The organism is Sphingomonas aurea (genome assembly GCF_030678875.1).
Taxonomy (GTDB): domain Bacteria; phylum Pseudomonadota; class Alphaproteobacteria; order Sphingomonadales; family Sphingomonadaceae; genus Sphingomonas; species Sphingomonas aurea.
Genome location: NZ_JAUUDS010000002.1, coordinates 225713 through 252450 on the forward strand (window position 1 = coordinate 225713; position 26738 = coordinate 252450).

General features: G+C 66.7%; 14 protein-coding genes. 8 read left to right on the top strand and 6 right to left on the bottom strand.

Going from position 1 to position 26738, the window contains the following annotated elements:
- The first annotated feature begins 121 nt into the window (after nucleotides 1–121).
- Entirely contained in the window at nucleotides 122–2965 is a 2844-nt protein-coding gene (locus tag Q5H91_RS07125) for a TonB-dependent receptor domain-containing protein (RefSeq protein ID WP_305172624.1), read from the top strand.
- A 102-nt stretch (nucleotides 2966–3067) separates the two neighbouring features.
- On the opposite strand, the gene Q5H91_RS07130 is transcribed toward Q5H91_RS07125, so the two are convergent.
- Nucleotides 3068–3865 (bottom strand): IclR family transcriptional regulator, encoded by a 798-nt coding sequence (locus tag Q5H91_RS07130; protein ID WP_305172626.1) that lies wholly within the window; start codon nucleotides 3863–3865, stop codon nucleotides 3068–3070.
- 431 nt (nucleotides 3866–4296) lie between these two features.
- Here Q5H91_RS07130 and Q5H91_RS07135 point away from each other — a divergent pair, with 431 nt between their 5' ends.
- The 4 genes from Q5H91_RS07135 (at nucleotide 4297) to Q5H91_RS07150 (ending at nucleotide 12997) form a co-directional block, all read left to right on the top strand.
- On the top strand, nucleotides 4297–7344 hold the full coding sequence (locus tag Q5H91_RS07135; protein WP_305172628.1) for a TonB-dependent receptor: 3048 nt from the start codon (nucleotides 4297–4299) through the stop codon (nucleotides 7342–7344).
- Between the two features lie 260 nt (nucleotides 7345–7604).
- A complete protein-coding gene (locus Q5H91_RS07140; RefSeq protein ID WP_305172845.1) occupies nucleotides 7605–9089 on the top strand; it encodes a tryptophan halogenase family protein in 1485 nt (494 codons plus the stop codon).
- Nucleotides 9090–9317: 228 nt separating this feature from the next.
- Entirely contained in the window at nucleotides 9318–10883 is a 1566-nt protein-coding gene (locus Q5H91_RS07145) for an alpha-L-fucosidase (protein ID WP_305172630.1), read from the top strand.
- 38 nt (nucleotides 10884–10921) lie between these two features.
- Nucleotides 10922–12997: a beta-galactosidase gene (locus tag Q5H91_RS07150; RefSeq protein WP_305172632.1), complete on the top strand. Its 2076-nt coding sequence runs from the start codon at nucleotides 10922–10924 to the stop codon at nucleotides 12995–12997.
- 362 nt (nucleotides 12998–13359) lie between these two features.
- Here Q5H91_RS07150 and Q5H91_RS07155 read toward each other — a convergent pair whose 3' ends face one another.
- Nucleotides 13360–16248 carry a TonB-dependent receptor gene (locus Q5H91_RS07155; RefSeq protein WP_305172634.1) on the bottom strand — a complete coding sequence of 963 codons (2889 nt, stop codon included), beginning with the start codon at nucleotides 16246–16248 and terminating at the stop codon, nucleotides 13360–13362.
- A gap of 164 nt (nucleotides 16249–16412) precedes the next feature.
- Here Q5H91_RS07155 and Q5H91_RS07160 point away from each other — a divergent pair, with 164 nt between their 5' ends.
- The 3 genes from Q5H91_RS07160 to Q5H91_RS07170 all read left to right on the top strand — a co-directional run bounded on the left by Q5H91_RS07160 (nucleotide 16413) and on the right by Q5H91_RS07170 (nucleotide 21842).
- Nucleotides 16413–17954 (top strand): tryptophan halogenase family protein, encoded by a 1542-nt coding sequence (locus tag Q5H91_RS07160; RefSeq protein ID WP_305172636.1) that lies wholly within the window; start codon nucleotides 16413–16415, stop codon nucleotides 17952–17954.
- An 8-nt stretch (nucleotides 17955–17962) separates the two neighbouring features.
- Nucleotides 17963–18664, top strand: a complete 702-nt coding sequence (locus tag Q5H91_RS07165; RefSeq protein WP_305172638.1) for a SapC family protein — start codon at nucleotides 17963–17965, stop codon at nucleotides 18662–18664.
- A gap of 283 nt (nucleotides 18665–18947) precedes the next feature.
- Nucleotides 18948–21842, top strand: coding sequence for a DUF8487 domain-containing protein (locus tag Q5H91_RS07170; protein WP_305172640.1), 2895 nt, complete (start codon nucleotides 18948–18950; stop codon nucleotides 21840–21842).
- A gap of 25 nt (nucleotides 21843–21867) precedes the next feature.
- Here the strand turns inward: Q5H91_RS07170 and Q5H91_RS07175 are convergent, their stop codons facing one another.
- The 4 genes from Q5H91_RS07175 to Q5H91_RS07190 form a co-directional block, all read right to left on the bottom strand.
- Complete coding sequence (locus Q5H91_RS07175; protein WP_305172642.1) at nucleotides 21868–23289, bottom strand: sugar porter family MFS transporter; 1422 nt, start codon at nucleotides 23287–23289, stop codon at nucleotides 21868–21870.
- Between the two features lies 1 nt (nucleotide 23290).
- A complete protein-coding gene (locus tag Q5H91_RS07180; protein WP_305172644.1) occupies nucleotides 23291–24025 on the bottom strand; it encodes an SDR family NAD(P)-dependent oxidoreductase in 735 nt (244 codons plus the stop codon).
- Nucleotides 24019–25176 carry a galactonate dehydratase gene (gene dgoD, locus Q5H91_RS07185; RefSeq protein ID WP_305172646.1) on the bottom strand — a complete coding sequence of 386 codons (1158 nt, stop codon included), beginning with the start codon at nucleotides 25174–25176 and terminating at the stop codon, nucleotides 24019–24021. The genes Q5H91_RS07180 and dgoD overlap by 7 nt, the downstream gene beginning before the upstream one ends.
- 282 nt (nucleotides 25177–25458) lie before the next feature.
- Complete coding sequence (locus tag Q5H91_RS07190) at nucleotides 25459–26643, bottom strand: lipid-transfer protein (protein ID WP_305172648.1); 1185 nt, start codon at nucleotides 26641–26643, stop codon at nucleotides 25459–25461.
- Nucleotides 26644–26738: the final 95 nt, after the last annotated feature.

Below are 26738 nucleotides of genomic sequence, written 5' to 3' on the forward strand. Positions count from 1 at the left end.
GGCGTCGCCACGATGCGGCGCTGCACCTGCAGGCGGAAAATCAGTGCGTTTACGCACCTTAGAAAAGGGGAATTCCATGCGTTCATCGATCACGGCACGTCGACGTCTACTGCATGCCGGCGTGGCCTTGCTGAGCCTTGCCTGTGCGACGCAGGCGACCGCGCAGACGGCCGACACGCCCGCCTCGCCCGCGGAGCAGGGTGGCGAGGCAAATGCGCCGGGCGACGACATCGTCGTGACCGGCTCGCGCATCCGTCGCGATCCGCTGGCTCAGGCCGCGCCGCTGACGACGGTCGATGCCGCCGACATCGCGCGTACCGGCCTGTCCTCGGTGGCCGACGTGCTGCAGCGGCTGCCCGGCAGTGCCGGCGGCCTGAACTCCCGTTTTAACCGCAGCGGTAACAACGGCAACCCGCCCGACGGCGGCGGCGTCGGCGCGGGCTCGGCCGAGATCGACCTGCGCTACCTGGGCAGCCGCCGCACGCTGGTGCTGCTGGACGGGCAGCGCTTCATCAACGGCTCCTCCGCCAGCGGCGTCCCCGGTGCGGTCGACATCAACGCGATTCCCGACGCCATGGTCGAGCGGATCGAGGTGCTGCGCGACGGCGCGTCGACCATCTACGGGTCCGACGCGATCGCCGGGGTCGTCAACATCATCACCAAGAAGCGGCAGAACGGGTTCGTCGGCAGCGCGCAGGTGGGTGCTTATGACAAGGGCGACGGCGTCACCCAGAACTACCAGCTGAGCTGGGGTCACCGCGATGACCGCGTCTCGTTCGTCGCGGGCGCGAACTACATCAAGCAGGGCAGCGTCTTCGCCGGCGACCGCGCGCACTATGCCTTCCCCGATCCGGGTGCGACGGCGTGTACCTCCAGCTGCAGCTCGACCACGCCCAACGGCCGCTTCGTCCTCAACAATCCGCTGAACGGCCAGTCGCTGAATCTGACGCTGAAGAGCAACCCACTGACCCGGCCACGCTTCGATCCTGCCAATCCCACCGGCGCGAACAGCGACTTCAAGGATTTCACCGTCGCGGACCGGTTCAACTTCCGGCCCTATAACTACCTGCTGACGCCCAATGAGCGGATCGGCGCGTTCATCACCTTCACCGGCGACCTAGGCAACAACGTCCATTTCAGCACCAAGATGATCTACAACCGCCGCACGTCGGACAACCAGGCGGCGCCGCTGCCGGTGGTGATCGGCCCCGACGCCGGTAACGGCAACCTGCTCGACACCATCTCGGTCGATGTGACGAACCCGTACAACCCGTTCGGCGTCACGCTGAATTCCGGCGCAAACGGCCAGCCGTCGAACTATGCGGTCGTGCGCCGCCGCTTCCTCGAAGACGGTCCCCGCCACTATTCGCAGCGCGTCGACACGATGTACGTCAGCGGCACGCTGGACGGGCAGATCCCGATCGGCAAGGGCACCTGGTACTGGGACGCCAACGTCGTCCACGCCGAAACCGATGCCAAGCAGCAGGTACAGGGCAACGTCAACGCCGCCAACCTGGCGCGGGCGCTGGGACCGGTGTCGGCCTGCACGGGATCGTGCGTGCCGATCAACCTCTTCGGCGGCCTCGGCTCGATCACCCCGGCGATGCTGGACTATGTCACGTTCGACCAGCGCGATCGCAGCGACCAGGTGCTGACCGACGCCACGTTCAACATCACCGGCAACCTGTTCACGCTGCCTGCCGGTCCGCTGGGCGTCGCGGTCGGGTACGAGTTCCGCCGCCAGGACGGATCGTTCACCCCTGACGCGATCGTCGCCGCCGGGCTGGGTTCGGACATTCCCGCCCAGCCCACGTCGGGCCGGATCAACGCGCACGAGGTCTACGGCGAGCTGAGCATCCCGGTGCTGAAGGACGTGCCGTTCTTCCGCCTGCTCGAAGGATCGTTCGCCGCGCGCTATTCCGACTATTCGACCAGCGGCAGCAAGACGACGATGAAGGGCGGCCTCAGCTGGAAGCCGGTCGAGGACCTGCGCCTGCGCGGCACCTGGGCGCAAGGGTTTCGGGCGCCCAGCATCGGCGAGCTGTTCGGCACGCCGTCGCGCTTCGACGGCGGCGTCATCGATCCCTGCTCGGACTTCAACAACAACGGCGCCTCCGCCACCGTGCGGCAGAACTGCGTCTCGCAGGGCGTGCCGGCGAACGGCAGCTATGTGCAGGCGAACCAGCAGCTGCCGATCCTGACCGGCGGCAATCGCAACCTGCGCGCTGAAACGTCGGAAAGCTGGATCCTGGGCGGCGTCTATAGCCCCTCCTGGGCACGCGGCGGCTTTGCCAGCAACCTGAGCCTGGAGGTCGACTACTACACCATCAAGGTCGACGACGCGATCTCATCGATCGGTGCCGACGTACTGCTGGCGAACTGCACCGGACTGAACGACGCGGTCAGCTGCGGCACGATCACGCGGTCGGCCCGCGGCGAGATCACCCAGATTCGCGGCCTTCTGCAGAATATCGGCGGGATCAAGAGCGAGGGCATCGACGCGATCCTGACCTATCGCAGCCCGCCGGTCGGAGCGGGCACGATCGGGTTGAACGTGGCCGCCAACTACCTGCTGGAATATTCGACCACGCTGCCGAGCGCCACGGGTTCGGTGAAGCTGGAGCGGCAGGGCACCGAGCGTGGTGACCAGGCCTATCCGCGGTTCAAGTCGACCGCCACGCTGGACTGGAGCAGCGAGAGCTTCCTGGCGTCGATCACCGGCCGCTATATCAGCAAGGTCACCGAGCCGGCCTATGACGACAACGAGCTGAAGCCGACCCTGTATCTGGACGCGCAGATCGGCTGGAACCTGCCCTTCGCCGCACGCGCCTTCACCCTGGCACTCGGCGTGAACAACATTCTGGGCAAGCGGGCACCCGACTGCCTGAGCTGTGGCGGGTTCGACCCGACCACCTACGACCTGCCGGGCCAGTTCGGCTATGTTCGCCTGGGCGCGAAGTTCTGATGCCGTCGGGGGCGGAGTGGCGACACTCCGTCCCCCCGGTTTATGCCACCAGGCCGGATGCGACCGCCATCGGCCGCCGCCGCTGACTGCTGAACGGCGACGTCAGGTGGTCGTCGCCTCAGCCTCCAGATAGCCAAGCAGTTTCGAGATCCTCATGGTGGTCGCCGCCAGGACCGAACTCGCCTCGTCGATCTTCACCGACTGCGATCCATCGATCAGCTCGAGGAAGGGAATGGTCAGCGCCGCCATCAACTCGCCTCCGAAACCGAAGACGGGATAGCTGACGTCGGTAACCCCGCGTGTAATCGGACTTTCCAGCAGGTCGAAGCCTTGGCTGCGTACCCGCTCCAGTTCCGCAGTCAGGCGGGCGCGGCCGATCGGCGCTCCCATCGTAAGTTCGGCACGTCCCAGTACGCGGTCGACTTCGGCGGCCGACGAGAAGGCGAGCAGCACCCGACCCGAACAACTCCGAAGTATGTCGATCGAAGCCCCCACGCGAAGTGCAAAACCGCGCGTGCCGGGGTTCTCCTCCCGTGCGATGACCAGCGCGGCTCCACCCTGGATGACGACGAGGTGGCAGGATTGGCCGATCGCCTGCGCCAACTGCTGCATCTCAGGGAGTGCCGCCGCCGTCAGGCGCTGTGCAGGCGTCGCGCGGTGCGCAATCTCGAGAAACTTGTACGTGACGCGATAGCGATCGTCGACCGGCGACTTCTCGAGATATCTCGCCTCCTCCATCACGACGACGATCCGGAACAACTCGCCGAGCGAGCGGCCCAGCGCAGCCGCCATCTCGCTGATGAGCATGCCCTCGGGTCTGTCCGCCAGCAGTTCAATGATGCGGAACGCCTTGTCGAGCGCCGGCGCGGCATAGGTGCCTTTGCGCCCCTGTCGTTCCATTCCGAATCCACCCTCTCTTCGCGTGACAGTTCGGCTGCCCGGCTGGCGAATAGGTCCTGCACCCGCGCCGGGCAAGAGACGCCGCCGTCACACCCTGCCACGATTCAGAGAGAGCTTACCTGCGAGTGTGCAGGATCATGGGCGTAACCCAGCAATCCCGGTTCCGTCGACCGACCGAACCCAGGTGCAGCATGTCACGTAATGGCGACTACGGGCGCGCAGAGCACCTGCCGCCTCCTAAACGCCGGTCCGGCGCTACCAGATCTCTCGGATGCCAATGGGTAAGAGCGAAGCCCTGCCGTCGGAGCCGAGCCTTGGGACCTGTCCCATCCCCTCGGCACCAAACAGCAGCCCCGCCACCGCAGTTTCATATTTCATTTTTCACTTTCATGTGCGCGGTAACATGCTAAGACGAGGCAAGGCGCCTGAGAATGCGTCAAGGGGAGATGGATGTGAGAAAGGAACGGACAGCATTACGGGGGGCATCGGCCCTGGCGCTCGCCATCGCGATGACGGCCACGCCTTCGCTGGCGCAGAACGGCGCAGCCTCGGCCGCCCCGGCGGCGACCAGCCAGACCGGCGATCCGCTCCAGTCGGATGTACCGGCGGGCACGCCGGCCACCGCAGGCGGACAGGTCGCGACACCGGGCACCGTGTTGGGCGCTACCGAGGGCGGCGACATTACGGCCAGCGCTGCCGGAGACGATATCGTCGTGACCGGCCTTCGCCAGTCCCTTGCATCCGCTCAGGCGATCAAGAGGAACTCGGAACAGCTTGTCGACTCGATCACCGCGACCGACATCGGCCGCCTGCCGGACACCAACGTTTCGGAAGCGCTACAGCGCATCTCGGGCATCCAGATCCAGCGCAATCGCGGTGAAGGCAGCGCGATCGCGATCCGCGGTCTCACGCAGGTGCGAACGGAACTGAACGGACGCGACATCTTCTCGGCGAACGGTGGCCGCGGGCTCTCCTTTGAAGAGATCGGCCCCGACCTGCTGGCCGGTGTGGACGTCTACAAGAATCCCTCCGCCGAGTTGATCGAGGGATCGCTGGGCGGTACGGTGAACCTGCGCACGCGCATGCCATTCGACGCGCCGGGGCAGATCATCTCGGTCACAGGATCGGTCACCCGGTACGATTTCGCCGAAAAGAACCGCTTCGGTGCCTCGGGCCTCTACAGCAATCGCTGGGAAACCGGGATCGGAGATGTGGGCTTCCTGGTAAACGCCTCCTGGCAGCAGACCGCCTTTCGCGAAGACAAGATCCAGATCGAGCCCTATCATTTCCATGGCCCGACCCCGATCGAGGGCGCGACGGTCGAGAACACCCTGGTCCCCGGCTTCGAGAACCAGAACGTCCTGGTGCCGCACGGCGGCGGTTTCAACGATGCGGTGGGCAACCGGAAGCGCTTCAGCGCCGCGGCCGCCTTCCAGTGGAAACCCGCGGACAATCTCGAGATCTACGCACAGTTCCTCACCGCACATTACCGCTACCATGACTATGGATTGTCGTTCTTCGCAGCGGGCACGCCGATGACGCCGACGCCCGGCGCGACGTTCACGGTCGAGGACGGCGTGGCGACGTCCGGATCGCTCAGCAATCCGTCGAGCAGCAACGTGGTGTATCAAGGCAACCGGGCCACGATGACCAGCGACTACTCCGCCGGCGCGAAGTGGGCCGTCACCGATCGCCTCCATGCGAGCGTCGATTATCAGCACATCCACTCGACGGCGAACAACCGCAGCCTGAACCTGACCATGAACGTCGTGAATCCGTCCACGTCGCTGCCGGGCCTGGGTTCCAACTTCAACGTCCTGTTCGATACCCGCGGCGACCTTCCGTCGATGGTGATCGACCGGCCTGGTTACCTGACGGATCCCCGCAACTTCGAGTTTACCGCGATTCAGCCCTTTCAGGAGCGCAATCGGGCGAACGGCGACGCCGTGCGCGGCGACCTGGAATGGGATTTCGATGACGATTCGTTCCTGCGCAAGTTGAGCGCGGGTGGCCGCTATTCGGTCAAGGAGGCGATCAACCGCAACTCCAGCACATGGTCGACGATCGGCTCGACCTGCGCGAACTGGTCGTCGCCAGCCGGCTGTTACCAGCCCAGTGCGTTCCCGCAGTTCACGGAACTCAACCCGCTCCAGGCGACCCTTCTGCGTGGGAGGGCGGCTGGTTTGTATTTTGGGCCGGTGTTGCAATGGCGTCTGAGTTCTGCCGCGAATCCCGACCAGGGCTTCGCGGATGTGAAGGCCATATCGGGGCAGAGGATCGGTTTCACGCCCTTCGACGACCCCAGCGCGTTCAACGGGACGGTCGACGAGAAGGACATCTCGGCATATTTCCGGGCCAGCTTCGGGTCGCGCATCCTGGGCATGGATTTGGACGGAAACACCGGCATCCGCTATGTCAGGACGGAAGAGGTGGGCATCGGATCGCGCGGGCTGACATACCGCGATCCAAACAGCGCACCCGTGACCAACCCGGACGGAACGGTGACGCCGCCGGCGAACGTCACCACCCGCGAACCGTTCACCGGCGGCCGCAGCTATACGAAGTGGCTACCCAGCGTGAACCTGCGCCTGCACGTCACATCGAAGCTGCAGGCCCGGTTCGCATTCTCGAAGAATATCTTCCGACCCGACTTCAACCAGCTCAATCCGAGCTTCAACCTCAGCCCGACCTATAACGGATCGAGCAACACTCCGCAGACGGTCAACCCGAACCTGCCGTACGACGCGACCTCGAACCCCTATGCGGGAACGGGCAACGTGTCCGGCAACCCGAACCTCCGTCCGCAGCAGGTGACGTCGTTCGATGGCGCCCTGGAATGGTACTTCGCGCCGACCGGCTATGTCTTTGCGACTGTGTTCAAGAAGAACCTCGTCGATCTGCTCGACAACAGGACCTTCCCCGTCAACCAGACGATCCCCGGCGTCGGTGCCGTGCAGTTCAACGTCAGTTCGGTGGTGAACGTGTCGAAGGGCGGCGTCAAAGGCTTCGAAGTCGGCGGCCAGCGCTTCTTCGACTTCCTGCCGGGCGTCTTCTCGGGCCTCGGCGTGCAGGCCAATTTCACGCTGTCGGACAGCGACGCGGGCGTCGTGGCGCAGGGGACGGTAGGAAGCACCAACCTGGTGGCGGTGCCGTTGATCGGCCTGTCCAAGTACAGTTACAACCTGATCGGCCTATACGACAAATACGGCTTCAATCTTCGTGTAGCTTACAACTGGCGCAGTCGTTACCTTCTGACCACAACCGGTGTCGGCACCCAGACTTTGCCCGAATTCGTCAAGCCGTACGGCGTACTGGATGCTTCGATCAGTTACGACTTCAGTCCCAATTTCTCATTGACTATCGATGGATCGAACCTTAACAATGCCCAATATCGCAGCTATTTGGGAACGCCGGCCACGCCGCGTGATTTCCAGGTGAACGACAGGCGGCTGTCGGCCCGCGTCAGGGTTCGCTTCTAGATCAGTTTTCCTCATGCCTTGTCTATCCGAGGATCGCATGAGCACCGAAACGCCAGCAGCAACGGTCGAGAACCGTGATCCAAGTGGAACGCTGCTGTCACGATCCCCCTCTGTGGCCGCCGGTTGGCGGCCACCTTTTTTCCATCTTCGCCGGCCGGCCGGAATGTCCTGCACGGCATCGCGCCATTTGCGGCAGCACGAAGGGCCGCTCAGGTCGGTCCATCAAGGAAAGTCGATGCCCCTCGCCGACAGCAACCGCCGTGCCCGGTAAGCCCGTCCGTCGCGTCGTCGTCGTCGGTGGCGGAACCGCGGGATGGATGGCGGCGGCGATGCTGGCGAGCCGCCTGCCCGCCGGCCGCGTCGGCATCGCCGTCGTGGAGTCGCCAGAGATCGGCATCGTCGGAGTGGGCGAAGCCACGATCCCGCCGATCCTCGACTTCAATCGCCTGCTCGGCATCGATGAGGACGAGCTGGTCCGGCGCACCGAGGGCACCTACAAGCTGGGCATCAAATTTCGCGACTGGCGCGAACCCGGCCACAGCTATTTCCATCCCTTCGGCAGCTACGGCGCGCCGATCGGCGGCCTGTCCTTCCATCAGCATTGGCTGCGCACGCGCGAAGGGCGGCTGGGAGAGTATTCGCTTCCCCAGGTCGCTGCCTATGCAGGCAAGTTCAGTCGCCCTTCCGACGATCCGCGCAGCGTGCTGTCGAAGATGTCCTACGCGCTGCACTTCGACGCCAGCCTGTATGCCGGCTTCCTGCGGGAAAGGGCGATCGCGGATGGCGCCGTTCACGTCGAAGGACGCATCGTCGACGTACGGCGCGACGGGCAGAGCGGCGACGTCGACTCCCTCGTCCTCCAGGACGGACGCGTCATGGCCGGCGACCTCTTCCTCGACTGTTCGGGTTTTCGCGGCCTGCTGATCGAGCAGGCGCTCGGAACCGGTTATGAGGACTGGTCGCACTGGCTGCCGATGGATCGCGCCGTCGCGGTTCCGTGTGCGAAGACCGGGGAACCCACTCCGTTCACCCGCTCGACCGCCACGGGCGCGGGGTGGCGCTGGCGCATTCCGTTGCAGCATCGGACGGGTAACGGTCACGTCTATTGCAGCAGCTTCCTCGACGACGACAGTGCGGAGCGGCAGCTGATCGAGGGGCTCGACGCCCCCGCGCTGGCGCAACCCCGGCGCCTGACCTTCACGACCGGGCGCAGGAAGCTGTCGTGGAACCACAATGTCATCGCGCTGGGCCTGGCGTCAGGGTTCATCGAACCGCTCGAGTCGACCTCCATCCACCTTGTCCAACAAGGTGTGCAGACATTGATGGCGCTTTTCCCCAGCGCCTCGATCGAGCCTGCGGAAGTCGCTCAATATAATCGGCTCATGCAGCAGGATTACGAACGAGTGCGGGATTTCGTGATCCTGCACTACAAGCACACCCTGCGCCGCGACACGCCCTTCTGGCGGGCGGTCGCCGCGATGGATGTGCCCGACAGCCTGGCCAGCCGACTGGAGGTCTTCCGCTCGCACGGGCGCATCATCCTGGAACCCGGGGAGCTGTTTACCGAGACGAGTTGGGCCGCTGTGCTGCTGGGGCAAGGCCCCGCCCCGCGCGGCCATGATCCACAGGCGGATGCCTTTCCCGAGGAGCTGATACGCCAGCAGTTGCAGCGGATGCGCGGCCTGATCCAGCGCGGGGCAGACGCGATGCCGAGCCACGCCTCGTTCCTGGCGAGAGGACGCTAGTCGTATGACTGTCCGGCACTCTCAGTCAGCTTCTTCAGTGGCTCTAATGAATATCATCTCTCGAGAGGAACGGACAATCCTTAGTTGGTAAGGAGCAATCGGCACCTGCAGCGCTTCAACGCGTGCAGCACGCTTGCTCGATGATATCCAGTTGCAAATATGAATTCAACCCAGATCGGACGACGTTTGCCGAGCTGGTGCGAGGTCGTTACCAAGGAGAGGTTCGACGTGAAGCTGACCAAACGCGACATTCTCGCCGCGCCGCTGATCGCCGCGCTCGGCCTTGGCAAGGGTGGCTACGCCCATTCTCTCGCCAGCAGCGCCGCAGACGACACGGCAGCACTCCCGGCAGCATTCCCGACAGGGCCGTTCACCTCGACCGTCGAGTCCCTCAAGACCTACCGGACACCGGACTGGTTTCGCGACGCCAAGTTCGGCATCTGGTCGCACTGGGGCCCTCAGGCAGTGCCGCGACAAGGGGACTGGTACGCCCGGTTCATGTACGTTCCCGGTCACCCGCACTACGACCATCATGTCAAGACGTACGGCCACCCGTCGGCCGTCGGGTACAAGGACCTCATCCCGCTCTGGACGGCCGACAGGTTCGATCCCGACGCCCTGATGGAAAGATATGCGGCCGCGGGAGCGAAGTATTTCGTTTCCATGGGCGTCCACCACGATAATTTCGACCTCTGGAAATCCCGGCATCAGCGCTGGAACGCCACGACGATGGGCCCGAAGCGCGACATCGTCGGTGCGTGGAAAAGCGCGGCGAAGCGGCGCGGACTTCGCTTCGGCGTCTCCGAACATCTCGCGGCAAGCTATACCTGGTGGCATCCCAGCCACCTGTACGACCAGTTCTGGCCCAAGCTGGGCGTCGCCTATGACGGCGCCGATCCCAAGCTGGCCGATCTATACCACGACAACGCGAACGAACCCTTCATCAACACGCCGCAATCCTGGTACACGCTCAACACCGCCTTTCACCAACATTGGCTCCGGCGGATCCGCGATCTGGTGGACGCATATCAGCCGGATCTCCTCTATTCGGATGGCGGACTGCCGTTCGGCGCGGTCGGGCGCAGCCTTGTCGCCCATCTCTACAATGCGAGCGCCGCGCGGACCGGGGGCAGGGTCGACGCCGTCTACACCTGCAAGGACTCCGGTTCGGGCGAGTTCCACCGCGAGGCCAGCGTGCAGGATGTCGAGCGCGGAGTCCTGCCAGGCATCAACGCCTATCCGTGGCAGACCTGCACGTCGAACGGCGACTGGTTCTTCAACGACAGACATCCCTACAAGACCGTGGCGAACGTCATCACGATGCTGGCCGACATCGTCAGCAAGAACGGCAACCTGCTCCTCAACGTCGTCCAGCTTCCGGATGGCAGCCTGCCACCCCAGTCGGAGCAACTGCTCGCCGAACTGGCGCCGTGGATCAAGGTGAACGGCGAGGCGATCCACGGCACGCGGCCATGGGTGTCGTTCGGGGAAGGCCCGACCGAGACGGCCGCCGGCATGTTCAAGGAAAGCGGCGACTATTCCGCCCGGGACATTCGGTTCACGACCAAGGGCGACACGCTCTACGCCCTCACGCTGGGCGAGCCGTCCGCGACGGTGGCGATCACCGCGCTGCGGCTCGACAATCCGCACGAACGACGCCGCGTCCGCAAGGTGAGGCTGCTGGGGCATCGTGGATCGGTGTCGTTCCGCCAGACCGACGCCGCTCTGGTGATCGACGTCCCGCCCACCCTGCCTACCCGCCACGCCAGCGCCTTCGCGATCGACTTCGCGTGATCGGCCGGCTCTTCCCGCCCCTTATCCGAGAGATATCTATGCCTCGCCTCCTCCACCTGGGTGCCGTCGCGATCGCAACCGCGCTGGCTGCCGGACTTACGCCGACATCCGGCCTGCCTGCCGCCGTGGCGCAGGGCGGCGGCGCCCATCCCGAGTGGCCGGGTCGCGGCGACCTGTTCGTCGGCGCCTGCTACCAGCCCATCGACCGGTCGCCCGAGCAGATCAGCCAGGACATCGCGATCATGAAGGGGGCCGGCTTCACCATGGTCAGGATTGGCGACCTGTCCTGGGATTCCTTCGAGCCCGAGGAGGGACGCTTCACCTTCGAATGGTTCGACGACGTCATTCGCCAGATGCACGCCGCCGGCATCAAGGTGATCGTCGACATCCCGGGCCAGCCCGCGCCGATCTGGCTGCACAAGCGCTATCCCGGTGTCGACCTGGTCAACCAGGATGGGGTCAGGCTCAACGCCGCCACCCGCTATTGGGACAACATCAGTGATCCCGACTATCGGCGCCTGGCGAAGCGCCTGGCCGAGAAGATGATGCAGCGCTACGCCAGGAACCCGGCGGTGATCGCGCTCGGCTACACGAACGAGATCGGCAATGGCCAGATGTCCTATTCGGACGCCGATCGTGGCCGTTTCGTCGCTTGGCTGCGCAAGAAATACGGGTCCATCGACGCGCTGAACAAGGCCTGGGCGACGCAGCGCTGGTCCCGCCGGATCAACGACTGGAGCCAGGTGGACCTGCCCTATGGCCGCGGCCCCGGACCGAACGAGCGGTATCTCGACCTGCGCCGATACTGGTCCGACGACACCATCGGTGCGCTCGAGGATCTGGAGGCCGTCCGCCAGAAATGGGCGCCGAACCTGCCGACCGCATCGAACTTCTGGCCGGATGCATGGACCAAGGGGTTCAATTATCCACGCTCGTGGGAGAAATTCTCCACCTATGGCGCGCAAGGCTTCTACCCCGGAGATCCGGTGAGTGCCGCGCTCGATGTCATGACCAACCGGTCCGGTCACGACACACCCGTCTGGTTCAACGAGTTCACCGCGGGCGGCGGCGGGAACTACGGCACGCCGGGGCGGTCACGCATGTGGGCCTATTTCGGCCTGCTCCATTATGCGCAGACCTTCCTTGCCTGGACCTTCAACTCGCACATCGGGGGAGAGGAACAGGCGCTGTTCGGCCTGGTCGATCATGACGGCCGGCCATCTTGGAAGGTCGGCGAGTTCGGCCAGATCGCGCGCGAGTTCGCGACGTTGCGCAAACTGGGATTTCCCCGGTACCGGCCGCCGGAAGTCGCCATCCACTACTCCTTCGAGACGAGCTGGCTGACTAGTCCGCCGCCCGGACCCAACACCATGCAGGAGTATTTCAGGGGCAATTACCGCGAACAGGTGAAGGCCGCGTTTCAGCCCCTGTTCGAGGATAATGTCGACACCGCCGTGATCGACATCGGTCACGACCCGATCGACAGATACAAGCTCGTGGTGCTCTCGAGCGCCTACATCATGGACAAGGAGACGGCGGACGCCGTCCGATCCTATGTCGCCAGGGGTGGCACGGTCATCATGACAGGCTACTCGGCCAAGGTCGACGAGACGGGCAAGTGGTTCGAGACGCCGCTTCCGGGGCGGCTGACCGATGTGTTCGGGGTGCGGACCAACGCCTTCTATCGGTCGGACCAGCCGCTGAAGGTCACCATCGGTGGCGTGAGCCGGACAGGCACCGACGGCTATTACGAGGTGCTGGAGCCGGGCACCGCCAGGGTGCTGGCGTCGTTCGAGAACACGCCGGCGAAAAGCCCGGCGGTGACCATCAACCGGTTCGGCAAGGGGCAGGCCGTCTACCTGGCGACGGCGGCTCAACCCGGCTTCACCGGTCCGTTGATCCGGTCGCTGTACCAGTCGCTGAACATCGAACGCGGACCGCAGACACCCAGGGGCGTCGTGGCGCGGATCGTCGACGGACGAACCCTGTACGTCAACACCACCGACACACCGGTGACGGTGCAGATCGGCGGCGCCAGGCGCGCCGTGCTGTCGGGCAAGCGATACCAGGGTGAGATGACGCTGGCCGGCTACGGAGCCGAACTCCTGGAATAGGCTAGTGGCGAAAGCGACCAGGACTGCACGCATCGAGCGCCGCTCGCTTACATCATGGGTTGTCTGGACATGCGAGCGTGCAGCATGCGCCCCGATACATCGGGAACAGCCCCTCTGCGAGCAGGCTGGTCGCCGTCCGGTGCGCCGTGCGGGCAACCCTCTGCGGCTCTGACGGGGCCGGCCGGCCGGCCAGTCCTACACTGTTACGACTGGCGGGCGTTCGACAGGGCAGCGCCCGTTTCAGGTGGTGAGCCCGGTGGGATCCCGCTTCTCGGCGTGCCTGAATAGGCGGGATCCCGGGTCGAGCCTTGCGGTTGCGAGATGCTGGCAGCTGTTGCTGCCAGCATCTCTGCTGCGTCGCCTTAGAACCGCAGGCGGAAGCCTGCGTTGAAGCGGGCGCCGTAATTCTCGAAGCTGCGCAGCTGGTTGTCGAAGCGCGCCACCGTGACGTACTTCGCGTTGAAGATGTTCGTGCCCTCGACGAACACCTGCGCGAACTTCGTCACATCATAGGACGCGCTGGCATCGAACTGGCCATAGTTGCGGACGAACAGCGGCTCGCTGCCGTAACCGTTGGCGATCGACTGCAGGAAGCGTTCACGCCGGTTGTAGGCGATGCGCGCCGAGATGCCGAACTTCTCGTAGAACAGGGTGAAGTTCTGCGAGTTGCCGATGCCGACGATCGCGAAACGCTGCGTCGCGGTGATCTCGTCGAAGCCCCTGTTGGTGCTCACGAACGTCGCGTTCACCTGCGTACCGAAGCCGCTGAGAATGCCCGGCGCCCAGTCAAAGGTGTGGACGACGTTAAGCTCCAGGCCGCGCACGTCGGCTGCGTCGGCGTTGCGCGGGCGGGATGCGGTGAACGTCGCCTCGTTCGGCCCGGTGATGAACCCGCCCACCGGCAGATTGCCGTTGTTGAGGATCGGCGTCGTCTCCGGCTCGAGGGTGGTGACGATGAAGTCCTTGATGTGCTTGTAGAACAAGGCAGCGGACAAGGTGGTCGTCGGCGTCGGATACCATTCCAGCGATGCGTCGATGTTGGTCGAACGGTAGGGCTGGAGGTTCGGGTTACCGCCGCTCGACTGGAGCGCGGCCGGCCGCGTCACGTCATAGGAGGTGACCGGACGCAGGTCGCTGAGCGCCGGACGGGTCAGCGTTTCCGAACCGGCGAAGCGCAGGTTCACGCGCGGCGCCAGATTGATCTTCAGGTTGAAGTCCGGAAGGAACGCGTCGTAGCTGTTCTTCGCGGTGATCGGCGTGGTGCGATTGCCGTTCAGATAGACCGGGTTGTAGATCGACGCGTCGGTCGCGATCGGCAGCAGGTCGATGAGCTGGCGCGACTGCGACCGCGAGGCCAGCTCGGTATGGACGTAGCGGGCACCGACGTTGAGGAACCAGGGCAGGCCGCCCAGATCACCCTCGAGATCGGCCTCCACATAGCCGGCATAGACGCGCTCGCGGACGAAGTCGGGCGGATCGAGGACCGCGCGGAACCCGTTGCCTTCCGAATCGGCCTGGAGCTGAGCGGCGGACGTGCCGGCCGGCCGCTTCAGAGCCGTGTCCAGCGCGCTGAGCGCGGCCGGCGAGGCCAGGAAAGCGAGATAGGCGTCCGGATTATACTGCAGGAACGAGGTGGGGATGTTGCCGCTCGATCCGACCTTGCCGACGTTGTAGACGCTGAACAGCGACGGGTCGGCCAGCGTGTTGTACCCGCAATAGAGGCAGCTGACGTTCAGCGTGCCCGAACCCTGGTTCTGCCGCTTGCGATTGGTGTAGCTGGCGCCGAACCGAACGGCGGACAGGGTGCCGTTCGCCTTCCACTCGGTGTCGAACTTCGACTCGACCACGTCTTCCTGCACGTTGTTGCCGCGGTTGCTGGCAAGGTGGGTGCGCGCCGCCGCCGCATCGGTGAGCGAGCCGGCCGTGAAGTTGGTTATCGATGGCAGCTCGCCGGGGCCACCGGCGGTGTAGGTGTAGGACGTCGGCACGCCCGCGACGGTGAAATAGCCGCGGCCGGCGCCGTCGTTCTTGGCGCGCGACTTGGTGACGTCGAAAACGATGCGGACATCGTCGGTCGGGTGGAAATCGGCATTGGCGCCGATCTGGTAGGTGTCGGTATCGCGTACGCCCGACGCGTCGATCATGTCGGCGTTCGCAGTCGTGGTCAGCGAGGTGACGTTCCGGTTCGCGTCGATCTGCACGTCGCGGAGTGCGGACGGCTCGAACCACAGGCCCAGCGCCTTGCTGGTCTGGTCCGACTTGAACTTGTTGTAGAGACCATCGACGGTGACGGTCAGCTGGTCGCTCGGCCGGTACTGGCCGACCAGCGTCATGCCGAGGCGGCTACGCCGGTCGGTCGTGCCGTTCACGTTGAGGTTGCGCGGCGCATAGACGCGCTGGCCGTTCAGCAGCGGCGCGGAGGAGGGGCCGACCTGGATGTCGGGCAGATAGCCTTCCGAATAGACGCTGCGGATGTTGGCGATACGCTTCTGGTACGAGATCGAGCCCAGAATGCCGAGCTTGCCGTCGGCGAAGGTGTTGCTGATAAGACCGAAGAGCTGCGGCGTCGTCTTCTCGCTGTTCGGTTCGTAATTGGCCTTGGCGGTTGCGATCGCGCGGAAGCCGTTCAGGTCGAGCGGCCGCGAGGTGCGCAGGTTGATCGTCGCGCCGATGCCACCGTCCTGCACCCGTGCCTGCGACGTCTTGTAGACGTCGGCGCCGCTGATGAGCTCGGCGGCCAGCAGGTCGAACGAGAAGGCGCGGCCATAATTGTCGGACGCGAAGCTGCGGCCGTTGAACAGCACCGTGTTGAACTGCGGGCCGAGGCCGCGAACGGTGACGAACTGGCCTTCGCCGTTGCTGCGGTCGATCGCGACGCCCGGGATGCGCTGCAGCGATTCGGCGACGTTGGCGTCGGGGAACTTGCCCAGATCTTCCTGGGTGATGCTGTCCTGCACGATCGCCGAGTCACGCTTGCGGCCCGCCGCCGATTCGAGGCTGGCACGGATGCCGGTGACGACGATATCGCCATTGTCCTCCTGCTGCGCGATCGTCGCGTTGGGCGCGGCGGCGGCCTGATCGGTCGACGGGGTGGTCGTGTCGCTGGTCTGCGGAGCGGCGCCGGCCTGCCCGTCTACCATGACCGCGGCGAGTGCCGGACCGGAGAGCAGGGCGATGGCAAGTGCCGCCGCGCTGCTGGTGATACGGATCCCGGCGCGCGATGCGGCCAGGGGCTGAATGAACAGCTTCATACGTTTCCCCTCCTCTGAACCACCGACTATTGGTGGCGTGACTTAATATCTGACATATTGCATATTGCAGCCCCCGAAGAACGACAAGAGGCGTTGCATTATTTATCAGATGTGTTGTTGTAACGAGAACACAGTCGCGGCTTACGGCCTGGAATGAGGGACGAATGACGGAAGGGGTGGAGGACGGTCGCGGCTTTCGCGTCGTCGTGGTCGGCGGCGGCAGCGCGGGATGGATCGCCGCGTGCCGGATCGCCGCGGCGCACGAGGATGCGTCGGTAACGCTGATCGAATCGCCGACGACGCCGCCGATCGGGGTGGGCGAAGGCACCTGGCCGACGATGCGCAACACACTGGCACGGATCGGGATCGCCGAGGCCGACTTCATCCGCGAGGCCGATGCCGCGCTGAAGCAGGGTGCCCGTTTCGTGGGTTGGACCCATGGCGGCGAGGACGCCTATTACCATCCGCTCAACCCGCCGATCGGCGCGGGTGAGGTCGATCTGGCGAGCCGCTGGGTCGACGGGGGCGGCGGAAATACCAGTTTCGCGGACTGCGTCGACTTCCAGGCGTCGCTCTGCGACGCGGGCCTCGCGCCCAAGAAGATCACCAGCCCGCAGTTCAGCGGCATCGCCAACTATGCCTATCACCTCGACGCGGGCAAGTTCGCCGAGCTGCTGCGGCGTCACGGCACGGAGCGGCTGGGGGTGCGCCACATCCGGCAGGACGTGACGACGGTCGACCAGGCGGAGAACGGTGACATCACCGCACTGCACCTCGCCGACGGATCGTTGCAGGCGGGCGACCTGTTCGTCGACTGTTCGGGGTTCAAGGGGCTGCTGATCGGCGGCGTCTATGGCGTCGGATTGCGCGACCGCAGCGACGTGCTGTTCGCCGACCGGGCGCTGGCGTTGCAGGTCCCCTATGACACGCCCGACGCGCCGATTACCTGCCACACCGTTTCGACCGCCCAGTCGGCTGGCTGGATCTGGGACATCGGACTATGGTCACGGCGCGGCATCGGGCATGTCTATTCGAGTGCGCACATCAGCGATGACGAGGCGGAGCGCCAGTTGCGGGCCTATGTCGGGCCGCAGGCCGAGGGGCTGACGGCGCGGCGGCTGACCATCAATGCCGGGCAGCGGCGCATCTTCTGGCAGAACAATTGCGTCGCAGTCGGCCTGTCCGCCGGGTTCCTGGAGCCGCTGGAAGCCTCGTCGCTGATGCTGGTGGAGGTGGCGGTCGACGCGATCGCCGACCGCCTGCCGCGCACCCCGGCCGCGATGCGCGTCGCCGCGCGCCAGTTCAACGCGGCCTTCGACCATCATTGGGAACGGGTGGTCGAGTTCCTGAAGCTCCATTACGTCCTGACCCGGCGTACCGACAGCGACTTCTGGCGCGACAATGTCGCGGCGACGAGCGTGCCGGACGGCCTGGCGGATCGACTGGAGCTGTGGCGAGCGCATCCTCCCGGTCCGGCGGATTTCCCGCACGCGCCGGAGGTGTTCGGCTGGCCGAGCTATCAATATGTACTGCACGGCATGGATTTCGAGACGCGATATGCCGAGTTCGCACCGCCTGCCCGGCACGCCAAGGCGGACCGGCTGATCGCCCGCGCCGCCGGGATGAAGGCAGAGGCGGCGCGCGCTCTGCCGCGGCATCGCGAGCTGCTCCGCGCGATCCGCGACCATGGGTTGCAGGCGGTATGAGCGCGGTGGTGCCCCTGTCGGTGCAGCGCCACGCCGGGCTGCGCCTGTCGCCGCGGCCTGGCGGCGGCGCGATGCGCTATGCGCTGCTCGGTCTGTCGGAGCTGCCGCTGGCGGTCGCCGACTTTCCCGTCTGCCTGGCAAAGGATGGCCAGACCGGACGGTTCGACCTGATCGCCCTTCTGTCGCTGACCGAACCGCGCAATCTGTTCCGTATCGAGGGGCATTGGCAGTCGACCTACCTGCCCGAGGGAGCACGGCTGGCGCCGTTCCGCCTGTCTGCACACAGCGATCTGGGCCTTGCGGTGGACGAGGCCGGTGACGGCTGGGCGACCGATGGCGAGCCGCTGTTCGCGGAGGGGCGGCCCTCCCCTGCGCTCGCCGCCGTGCGGCCGGCGCTCGAGGCACTGGTGGCGGATGTGGACGCCGCCCGCGCGATGATCGCCCGCTTCGCCGCGCTCGACCTGATCCGGGCCATGACCGTCGTGCTGGGTCGCGGCGACGGCGAGGAGGCGCTGGAGGGTCTCTACACGCTCGATCCCGAAGGGCTGGCGACGCTGGCCGATGCCGATGTGCTCGACCTGTATCGCTGCGGGTTTCTCTCTGCTGCCAGCCTGATGTCGGCGTCGCTGGCGCAGGTGGAGCGGCTGCGCCAGCTCCATAACGCGACGAGCAGCGTGCCATTCGACCGGGCGGAGGTCGACCTCCCCTGATCGGCCCGGCGGCGGCGGGGCGTTCGCGAATGTCCCGGACGCGCGAACAACGACCTTGCCCCTCGGCATGTCACCATGTCTCCGATCACCCGCCCGTCGAAGGCGCAGCGATGCTGTCCCAAGCTGGCTGACGATCGCCGGGTGTCGCGCTGTGTCGTGAATGCCGCGCTGTGACGACGCCGCCCCACGCGCGCGATCGGTGGCGAAATCGCTCGACGCCTTCTGAATTATGTCATATTTAATCCTAAGATCGTGACCGATTATCCGAAAAGGAATGCAGGCGATGAGCGACCCCGACGGCTCGACCGTGGCGATCAGCAGGCGGCGTCTCGTCCAGTCAATGGGGGCGATTCCGGTCGCCGGCCTTGCCGCCGCCGTGCCGGCTGTGGCGCGCGCGGACGATGCCGGGGAGACGACCGACCTGACCGCCGTCTGGCGCCGCGCGCTCGATGCCGACGACCGGGGCGAGGCGGCGGGCTGGTTCGCGCGCGACCTTTCCGACATGCTGCCGCTGCCCGGCAGCCTGGAGCGTGCAGGTATCGGCAATATGGTGACGCCGGACACGCCCTGGACCGGCGACATCAACGACCGGCGCTGGTTCACCGCGCCGGAGGATGCACCCTATCGCGTGCCCGGGCAGGTCAAGGTGCCGTTCTTCCTCCAGCCCGACACCTGGTATCGCGGCCCGGTCTGGTACCAGCGCGACATCGAGGTGCCGGAGGACTGGCGTGGCAAGCGGGTGGAGCTGTTCCTCGAGCGACCGCACTGGGAAACGCGCGTCTGGGTCGACGACCGGCCATTCGGGCGCAGCGACGCGCTCCACGTACCGCACCGCTACGATCTGCAGAGCCTGACGCCGGGTCGCCACCGGCTGACGATCCGCGTGGACAACCGGATGATCGTCCAGATCGGCGTCAACGGCCACGGCATCACCGATCACACCCAGGGTAACTGGAACGGCATCGCCGGCCGCATCGAATTGCGCGCGAGCGAGCCGGCCTGGATCGACCAGGTCGATCTCCACCCCCGCTTCGCCGACCGCACGCTGCTGGTGCGCGGGCAGGCGCGCCGCCTGGCGGGCGGCAGGGCGGCGAAGACGGCGGAAATCCGCTTCGCCGGGCGCACGACGCGCGCACGCGTGACGTGGCAGGATGCCGAGGGCCGGTTCGAGGCGCGGGTCCAGGTGGCGCCGGACGATCCCGCGGCGCGACCCTGGGACGAGTTCAGCCCCGTGCTCCACGACGTCGCCGTGCGGCTGGCGGACGGCGAGGACTGGCACGGACGGTTCGGCTGGCGCGAACTGGCCGGCGGGCGGGAAGGCTTCACGCTCAACGGACGCCCGATGATGTTCCGCGGCGCGCTCGATTGCAGCATCTATCCGCTGACCGGCCACCCGCCGACCGACCTTGCCAGCTGGCGCCGGGTGATGCGCCGGGCCAAGGATTACGGCCTGAACCACCTGCGCTTCCACAGCTACACGCCGCCCGAGGCCGCGTTCGACGCCGCCGACGAGGCGGGCATCTATATGCAGGTGGAAACGGTATGGGCCAACCAGTCGGTGGCGATCGGCCAGGGCCTGCCGGTCGACGCCTGGGTCTATGCCGAGACCGACCGCATCCTTGCCGCGCACGGCAACCATCCCTCGTTCGTGCTGATGACCCATGGCAACGAACCGGGCGGCGGCGATACCAAGATCGGCAATGCGAAGCGCGACGCGTACCTCGCCAAATACGTCCTCGATTATGCCGCGCGCGATCCGCGGCGGCTGTGGACGTCGGGATCGGGCTGGCCCGAGCTGCCCGAGAACCAGTACCACGTCACCCCCGATCCGCGCATCCAGGCCTGGGGCGAGGGGCTGAAGTCGCGGATAAACGCCAGGCCGCCGGAGACGCGCACCGACTATCGCGACTTCATCGACAAGCGCGCGGTGCCGGTCATCAGTCACGAGATCGGGCAATGGTGCGTCTATCCCGACCTGGGCGAGCGGCGAAAATATACCGGCTATCTGAAGGCGAAGAACTTCGACATCTTCGCCGACCGGATGCGCGAGAACGGGCTGCGCGACCTGGCGCCCGAATTTCTCTATGCCTCCGGCCGCCTCCAGCTGATGTGCTACAAGGAAGAGGTCGAGAGCGTGCTCCGCACCCCGCACATGGGCGGGTTCCAGCTGCTCGGCCTGCAGGATTTTCCGGGACAGGGGACCGCGCTGGTCGGCGTCGTCGATCCCTTCTGGGACGACAAGGGCTATGTCACCGGTGAGGAATATCGCCGCTTCTGCGATGCCGTCGTCCCGCTGGCGCGGATGGATCGGCGGGTGCTGCGCTCGGGCGAGCGGCTCGACTTCACGGTCGACGTCGCCAATTTCTCGCCCGCGCCGATCGAGGGAGCCGAGATCGCCTGGCAGGTGACCGACGCCGGCGGCGCGCCGCTGGCCGAGGGCGGGTTCCCCGCGCGCACGATTCCCGTCGGCAACGCGCCGCTGTCGCTCGCCGCGGGGGCGGTGCTGCGGGCGGACAAGGCGACCGCGGCGCGGCTGATCGTGACGATCCTGCGCCGCGGTCAGGTGGTGGCGCGCAACGACTGGGACCTGTGGGTCTATCCCGCCGCTACGCCCGCCGCCGCGAAGCGGGTGACGCGCGCCGACCGGATCGACGCCGGAGTGCTGGCGCGGCTGGCGAAGGGCGAGGACGTGCTGATCGGCCTGCCTGCCGGGACGGTCGCGAACTACGAGGACCGGCCGGTCAAGCTCGGCTTCTCGAGCATCTTCTGGAGCACGCTCTGGACCAACCGGCAGGCGCCGACGACGCTGGGCGTGCTGTGCGATCCCGCGCACCCCGCGCTCGCCGACTTCCCGACCGAGGCGCACAGCAACTGGCAGTGGTGGTATCCGATGCACCGCGCCGGCGCGCTGCGGCTCGACCGGCTGCCGGCGGGCGTCGAGCCTATCGTGCGGGTGATCGACGACTGGTTCACCGCGCGCCCGCTGGGGCTGGTGATCGAGGTCGCGGTCGGCAAGGGCCGCGCCATCGTCTGCGGCTTCGCGCTCGACGGAGAGGGGGCGGACGATCCGGTCAGCAGGCAGCTGGTCGCGAGCCTGGAGCGCTACATGGCGAGCGAGGCGTTCCGCCCGGCGGTGCGCGTGTCGCCCGCGCAACTGCGGGCGCTGGCGACCAGCTGATCGGGCGAACGGGCGCGACTGGCGGTTACCGCCAGTCGCGCTCGATCTGCTCCAGCGTCTTGCCCTTGGTTTCGGGCAGGGTGCGATGGATGAACACGAACCCGGCCGCGCAGATGATGCCGTACAGCCAGAAGGTCATCCCCGTGCCGGCCGCGGCGTTGAGCAGCGGGAAGGTGTAGGTCAGCACGAAGCACGCCGCCCACAGCGCGGTGGTGGCCACCGCCATGCTGGCGCCGCGCACCTCGCCCGGAAAGATCTCGGCGAGCGCCACCCAGATCACGGGCGCCAGCGTCATCGCATAGACCGCGATCGCCGCGACCACGAGCAGCAGCAGCGGCCAGCCCTGCATCCCGACGAGATAGGCTCCGCCGAGCAGCAGGTAGATGCCCGCCAGTCCCGCGCAGCCGATCAGCAGCAGTCGCCGCCGGCCCCAGCGCTCCACCGTGCCGAGCGCGACGAAGGTGAAGACGCAGTTGACCACGCCGGTGATGACGATGTTGAACAGCGTGTCCGACACGGCATAGCCGGCGCCGGCGAAGATCTCCTGCGCGTAGTTGAAGATCACGTTGATCCCGCACCATTGCTGGAGCACCGCCAGCGCAATGCCGATCAGCAGGACGCGGCGGAAGCGCGGCTCGGCCAGCACCGCGGACAGGCCGCGCCCTGGCCCCGCATCGAGCGCCTGGCGGATGTCGCGCACCGCGCTGTCGGCATAGGCGTCGCCGCCCAGCCGGCGCAGCACCCCCGCCGCCGTGTCCCAGCGACCGCGCAGCGCCAGCCAGCGCGGGCTTTCCGGGATCAGCAGACAGCCGAGCAGGAACGCCGCGGCCGGTATCGCGGCGGCGGCGAACATCCAGCGCCAGCCGGTGGTGCCGTTCCAGCTCGCAGCGATGGCGGACGTGGTCGCCCCCGGCGCGACCGGCTCGGCGATCAGCCAGTTGACGATCTGCGCCGCGAGCAGCCCCACCACCAGCGCGATCTGGTTCAGCACGACCAGCCGGCCGCGATGCGCCGGCGGTGCGATCTCGGCGATGTAGAGCGGCGACAGTCCCGAGGCGAGGCCGATCGCCACGCCGCCGGCGATCCGCCAGGCGACGAAGGCGTCGAACCCGCCCGCCAGCGCGGTGCCGATCGACGAGACGGCAAACACCGCCGCGGCGAGCAGCAGCGCCGGTCGCCGGCCGAACCGGTCCGCGAGGGCGCCCGAGGTCATCGCGCCGGCAAGGCAGCCGATCAGTGCGCAACTGACCGCCCAGGCCTGGTCGGTCGGACGGACGAGACCGAAGGCGGCCTCGTAGAACGGCTTGGCGCCGCCGATCACCACCCAGTCATAGCCGAACAGCAGCCCGCCCAGCGCCGCCACCGATGCAGTCAGCCATACCACTGCCGAAGCCGGCGGCGGCACCGTCGCCGTGTCCGCCGGCCCGCCCGCGTCGATCACGTGCATGTCACAGTCTCCCCATCCGGCCGCCATCGGCCACCACGTCCTCGCCGGTGATGAAGCGCGCCGCGTCCGACGCGAGGAAGGCGACGACCGCCGCGATGTCCTCCGGCTGCCCCAGGTCTTCCGGATCGATCGTCTCCGCGCCCGACGCGATGTTCGGGCTGGCGTGCAACATCGGGGTGTCGATCGCGCCCGGCAGCACGGCGTTGACGCGGATGCCGAGCGGCTTGCCCTCGATCGCCGCGGAGCGCGTCAGGCTGACCAGCCCGGCCTTAGCCGCCGCATAGGGCGCGACCAGTGGCGAGGTGCGCCGCGCGTGGACCGAGGCGATGTTGACCACGCATCCGCCCGGTCGCATCCGGCGCAAAGCATGGCCGGTGAACAGCGCCGCGCCGATGAGGTTGACGTCGAGCAGCCGCCGCCAGTCGCCCGCGTCCAGCTCCGCCAGCGGCTTGTAGATCATCATGCCGGCGACGTTGACGATCACGTCGAGCCGGCCGAATGCCGCACACGCCTGGTCGACCGCGGCGGCGACCTGGTCGCCGTCGCCGATGTCGGCCGCGACGCTCTGCACTGCTGCGGCGCCCAGCCCGGTCAGCAACGCCGCCGCCGCGCCGCCATCATCGTCGCGCGCATCGACGAGCAGGATCGAGGCCCCTTCCTCGGCGAACACACGGGCGCTGGCGAGGCCGATGCCGCCAAGGCCCCCCGTCACGATCACGCTGCGGCCGCTTACCATTCGCGCAGGTCTCCGTTCGGCCCGCGCCAGGCGGGGTTGCGCCATCGATGCGGCGTCTTCGCCATGTCCCGCACCGCGGCTTCGTCGATCTCGACGCCAAGGCCAGGCAGCGACGGCACCGCCATCGTCCCGCCCTCGATCGCGAACATCTCGGGATTGCGGACCAGCGTCGTCAGATCCTGCGATGGCGCGTTGTAATGAATGCCCATCGACACCTCCTGGATCGCGAAATTGGGTGTCGCGGCCCCGACATGCAGGCAGGCGGCGAGCGCCAGCGGCCCGATCGGGCAATGCGGGGCGAAGGCGACGTCATAGGTTTCCGCCATCGCCGCGATCCGCCGGCACTCGGAGATGCCACCCGCGTGGCTGAGGTCGGGCTGGACGATGTCGACCGCGCCGCGCTCGAAGAATGCGCGATAGTCCCAGCGGCTGTACAGCCGCTCGCCCCAGGCCAGCGGCACGGCGGTGAATCCGGCCAGCTGCGCGGCGACATCGACATTGTCGCTCAGCACGATCTCTTCCGCGAACAGCGGCGTCAGCGGTTCGATCGCGCGCAGGATGGTGCGCGCCATCGGGCGATGGACGCGACCGTGGAAGTCAACGCCGACGTCGATCCCGGTGGCGCGCACCTGGCCCAGCCGCTCGACAAGTGCGTCCACCCGCGCGCTGCTGTCGAGCCAGTCGAGATCCTCGGTGCCGTTCATCTTGACCGCAGCGAAGCCCTGCGCCTGCCGCGCGGCGGCGGCCGCGGCGACATCCGCCGGCCGGTCGCCGCCGATCCAGGCATAGACGGGCAGGCGGTCGCGAACCCGGCCGCCGAGCAGCTGATGGACCGGCACGCCGAGCTTGCGCGCCTTGATGTCCCACAGCGCCTGATCGACGCCCGCGATGGCCGACAAAAGGACGGGTCCGCCGCGATAGAAGCCCAGCCGGTGGAGCAGCTGCCACGCATCCTCGATCCGGTCGGGATCGTGGCCGATCAACCGGTCGCGCACCGCTTCGAAGGCGCCGATCACCGCCTCGCCATGCCCCTCCAGCGTCGCCTCACCCCAGCCTATCGCGCCCTGGTCGGTTTCGACCCGAACGAAGAGCCAGCGCGGCAGTACCGGAAAACACTCGATACGACCGATCCGGTCAACGGATTGCGACACGCTTCCCCCACTCCCTATCCGCTCATCCAGCGGCCCGATCGGCGGAGGTTAAACGCATCCTCGATCACGAACAAGCAAATATCATATTTTTGGCCTGCCGCCGGATTTAGGGCGTGCGACAGCTGCCTTGCCCGTTCCCCAACCGCGGCGATCCGCGGCGCATACACGGCGGCAACCGAGCCGTCCGAGCGCGGGATCCGCGAAATTGAGAGCGGGAACTGAAGAAGCGTTCAGAACGCAGCTACGTACCTTGGAGCGCGACTTTGCCGTCCCGTCTGCTCATCAGGCCGCCCGCCCGTACAGCGTCACCACGCATGCGCCGCCAAGCCCGATATTGTGCTGCAAGCCGAACCGCATGCCGTCGACCTGACGCGCGCCTGCGCTTCCACGCAGCTGGTGGATCAGTTCGAAACATTGCGCGAGGCCCGTCGCTCCCAGGGGGTGCCCCTTCGACAGCAGGCCGCCCGAAGGGTTGGTGACGTGCTTGCCGCCATAGGTGTTCTGCCCATCGCGGATGTACTGCTCGGCCGTGCCCTCAGGTGTCAGCCCCAGCGCCTCGTAGGAGATCAGCTCGTTGGGCGTGAAGCAGTCATGGAGTTCGACGGCCTGGATGTCCTCCGGCCCGATCCCGGCCGCCTCATAGACCTGCCGGGCGGCCTCTCGCGTCATATCATGGCCGACGACACGCATCATGCCGCCGTCCTCGAACGTGCCGGGCAGGTCGGTGGTAAGCGCCTGTGCCACGATCTCCACCCCGGCATCGATGCCGTGCCGTGCCGCGAAGGCCGGCGACACCAGGATCGCCGCCGCGGCGCCACAGGTGGGGGGACACGCCTGGAGGCGGGTGATCGGTCCGTAAAGGCGCTTCGCGGCCATGACCTCCGCAAGGTCGATCGTCGTGCGGAACAAGGCCATCGGATTGTGTGCGGCGTGGCGGCGCGCCTTCACGCTGATGAGCGCGAAGGCTTCGTCGCTCGTGCCGTAGCGTGCCTGATGCTCCAGCCCGGCACCGCCGAACTGCTGCGCGGCGAAGGGGGACTGGTCGTCATGGGCCTGCAATTGTCCCTGGCGGACCAGCGCCATGTCGAGCGTACGCTTGCGATCGGCGAAGACCATGCCGAGCGCACCCGGTACCATCTGCTCGAACCCGACGGCCAGCGCACAGTCGATCACACCCGCCTCGACCATCTGCCTCGCCAGGTACAGCGCGGTGGAGCCGGTCGAGCAGTTGTTGTTGACGTTGACGATCGGGATGCCGGTCAGGCCGAGGCGGTAGAGCGCGGACTGGCCGGCGGTGGAATCGGCGTAGACATAGCCGACGAAAGCCTGCTGGACCTGGCCGTACTCCAGCCCCGCATCGGCGAGCGCCAGGCGGACCGCCTGCTCGGCCATCACGTCCCAGTCGGCGCTCTGGCCGGGCTTGGTGAACGGGATCATTCCGACCCCGGCGACACGGGCTGTGCCCATTCCGATCCTCCCCTCAAGCCGCCGACATCTGGGCGGTGGTTCCATCGCGTGACGCAACCCGAACGGTTGCCGCCGCAGCAACGGATGAACCGATC

Coding starts and splice junctions, on each gene's coding strand:
- Q5H91_RS07130 (WP_305172626.1), bottom strand. CDS start 3,865: ATGGAACGACAGGGGCGCAAAGGCACCTATGCCGCGCCGGCGCTCGAC.
- Q5H91_RS07135 (WP_305172628.1), top strand. CDS start 4,297: ATGCGTCAAGGGGAGATGGATGTGAGAAAGGAACGGACAGCATTACGG.
- Q5H91_RS07150 (WP_305172632.1), top strand. CDS start 10,922: ATGCCTCGCCTCCTCCACCTGGGTGCCGTCGCGATCGCAACCGCGCTG.
- Q5H91_RS07155 (WP_305172634.1), bottom strand. CDS start 16,248: ATGAAGCTGTTCATTCAGCCCCTGGCCGCATCGCGCGCCGGGATCCGT.
- Q5H91_RS07160 (WP_305172636.1), top strand. CDS start 16,413: ATGACGGAAGGGGTGGAGGACGGTCGCGGCTTTCGCGTCGTCGTGGTC.
- Q5H91_RS07170 (WP_305172640.1), top strand. CDS start 18,948: ATGAGCGACCCCGACGGCTCGACCGTGGCGATCAGCAGGCGGCGTCTC.
- Q5H91_RS07175 (WP_305172642.1), bottom strand. CDS start 23,289: ATGCACGTGATCGACGCGGGCGGGCCGGCGGACACGGCGACGGTGCCG.
- Q5H91_RS07180 (WP_305172644.1), bottom strand. CDS start 24,025: ATGGTAAGCGGCCGCAGCGTGATCGTGACGGGGGGCCTTGGCGGCATC.
- Q5H91_RS07190 (WP_305172648.1), bottom strand. CDS start 26,643: ATGGGCACAGCCCGTGTCGCCGGGGTCGGAATGATCCCGTTCACCAAG.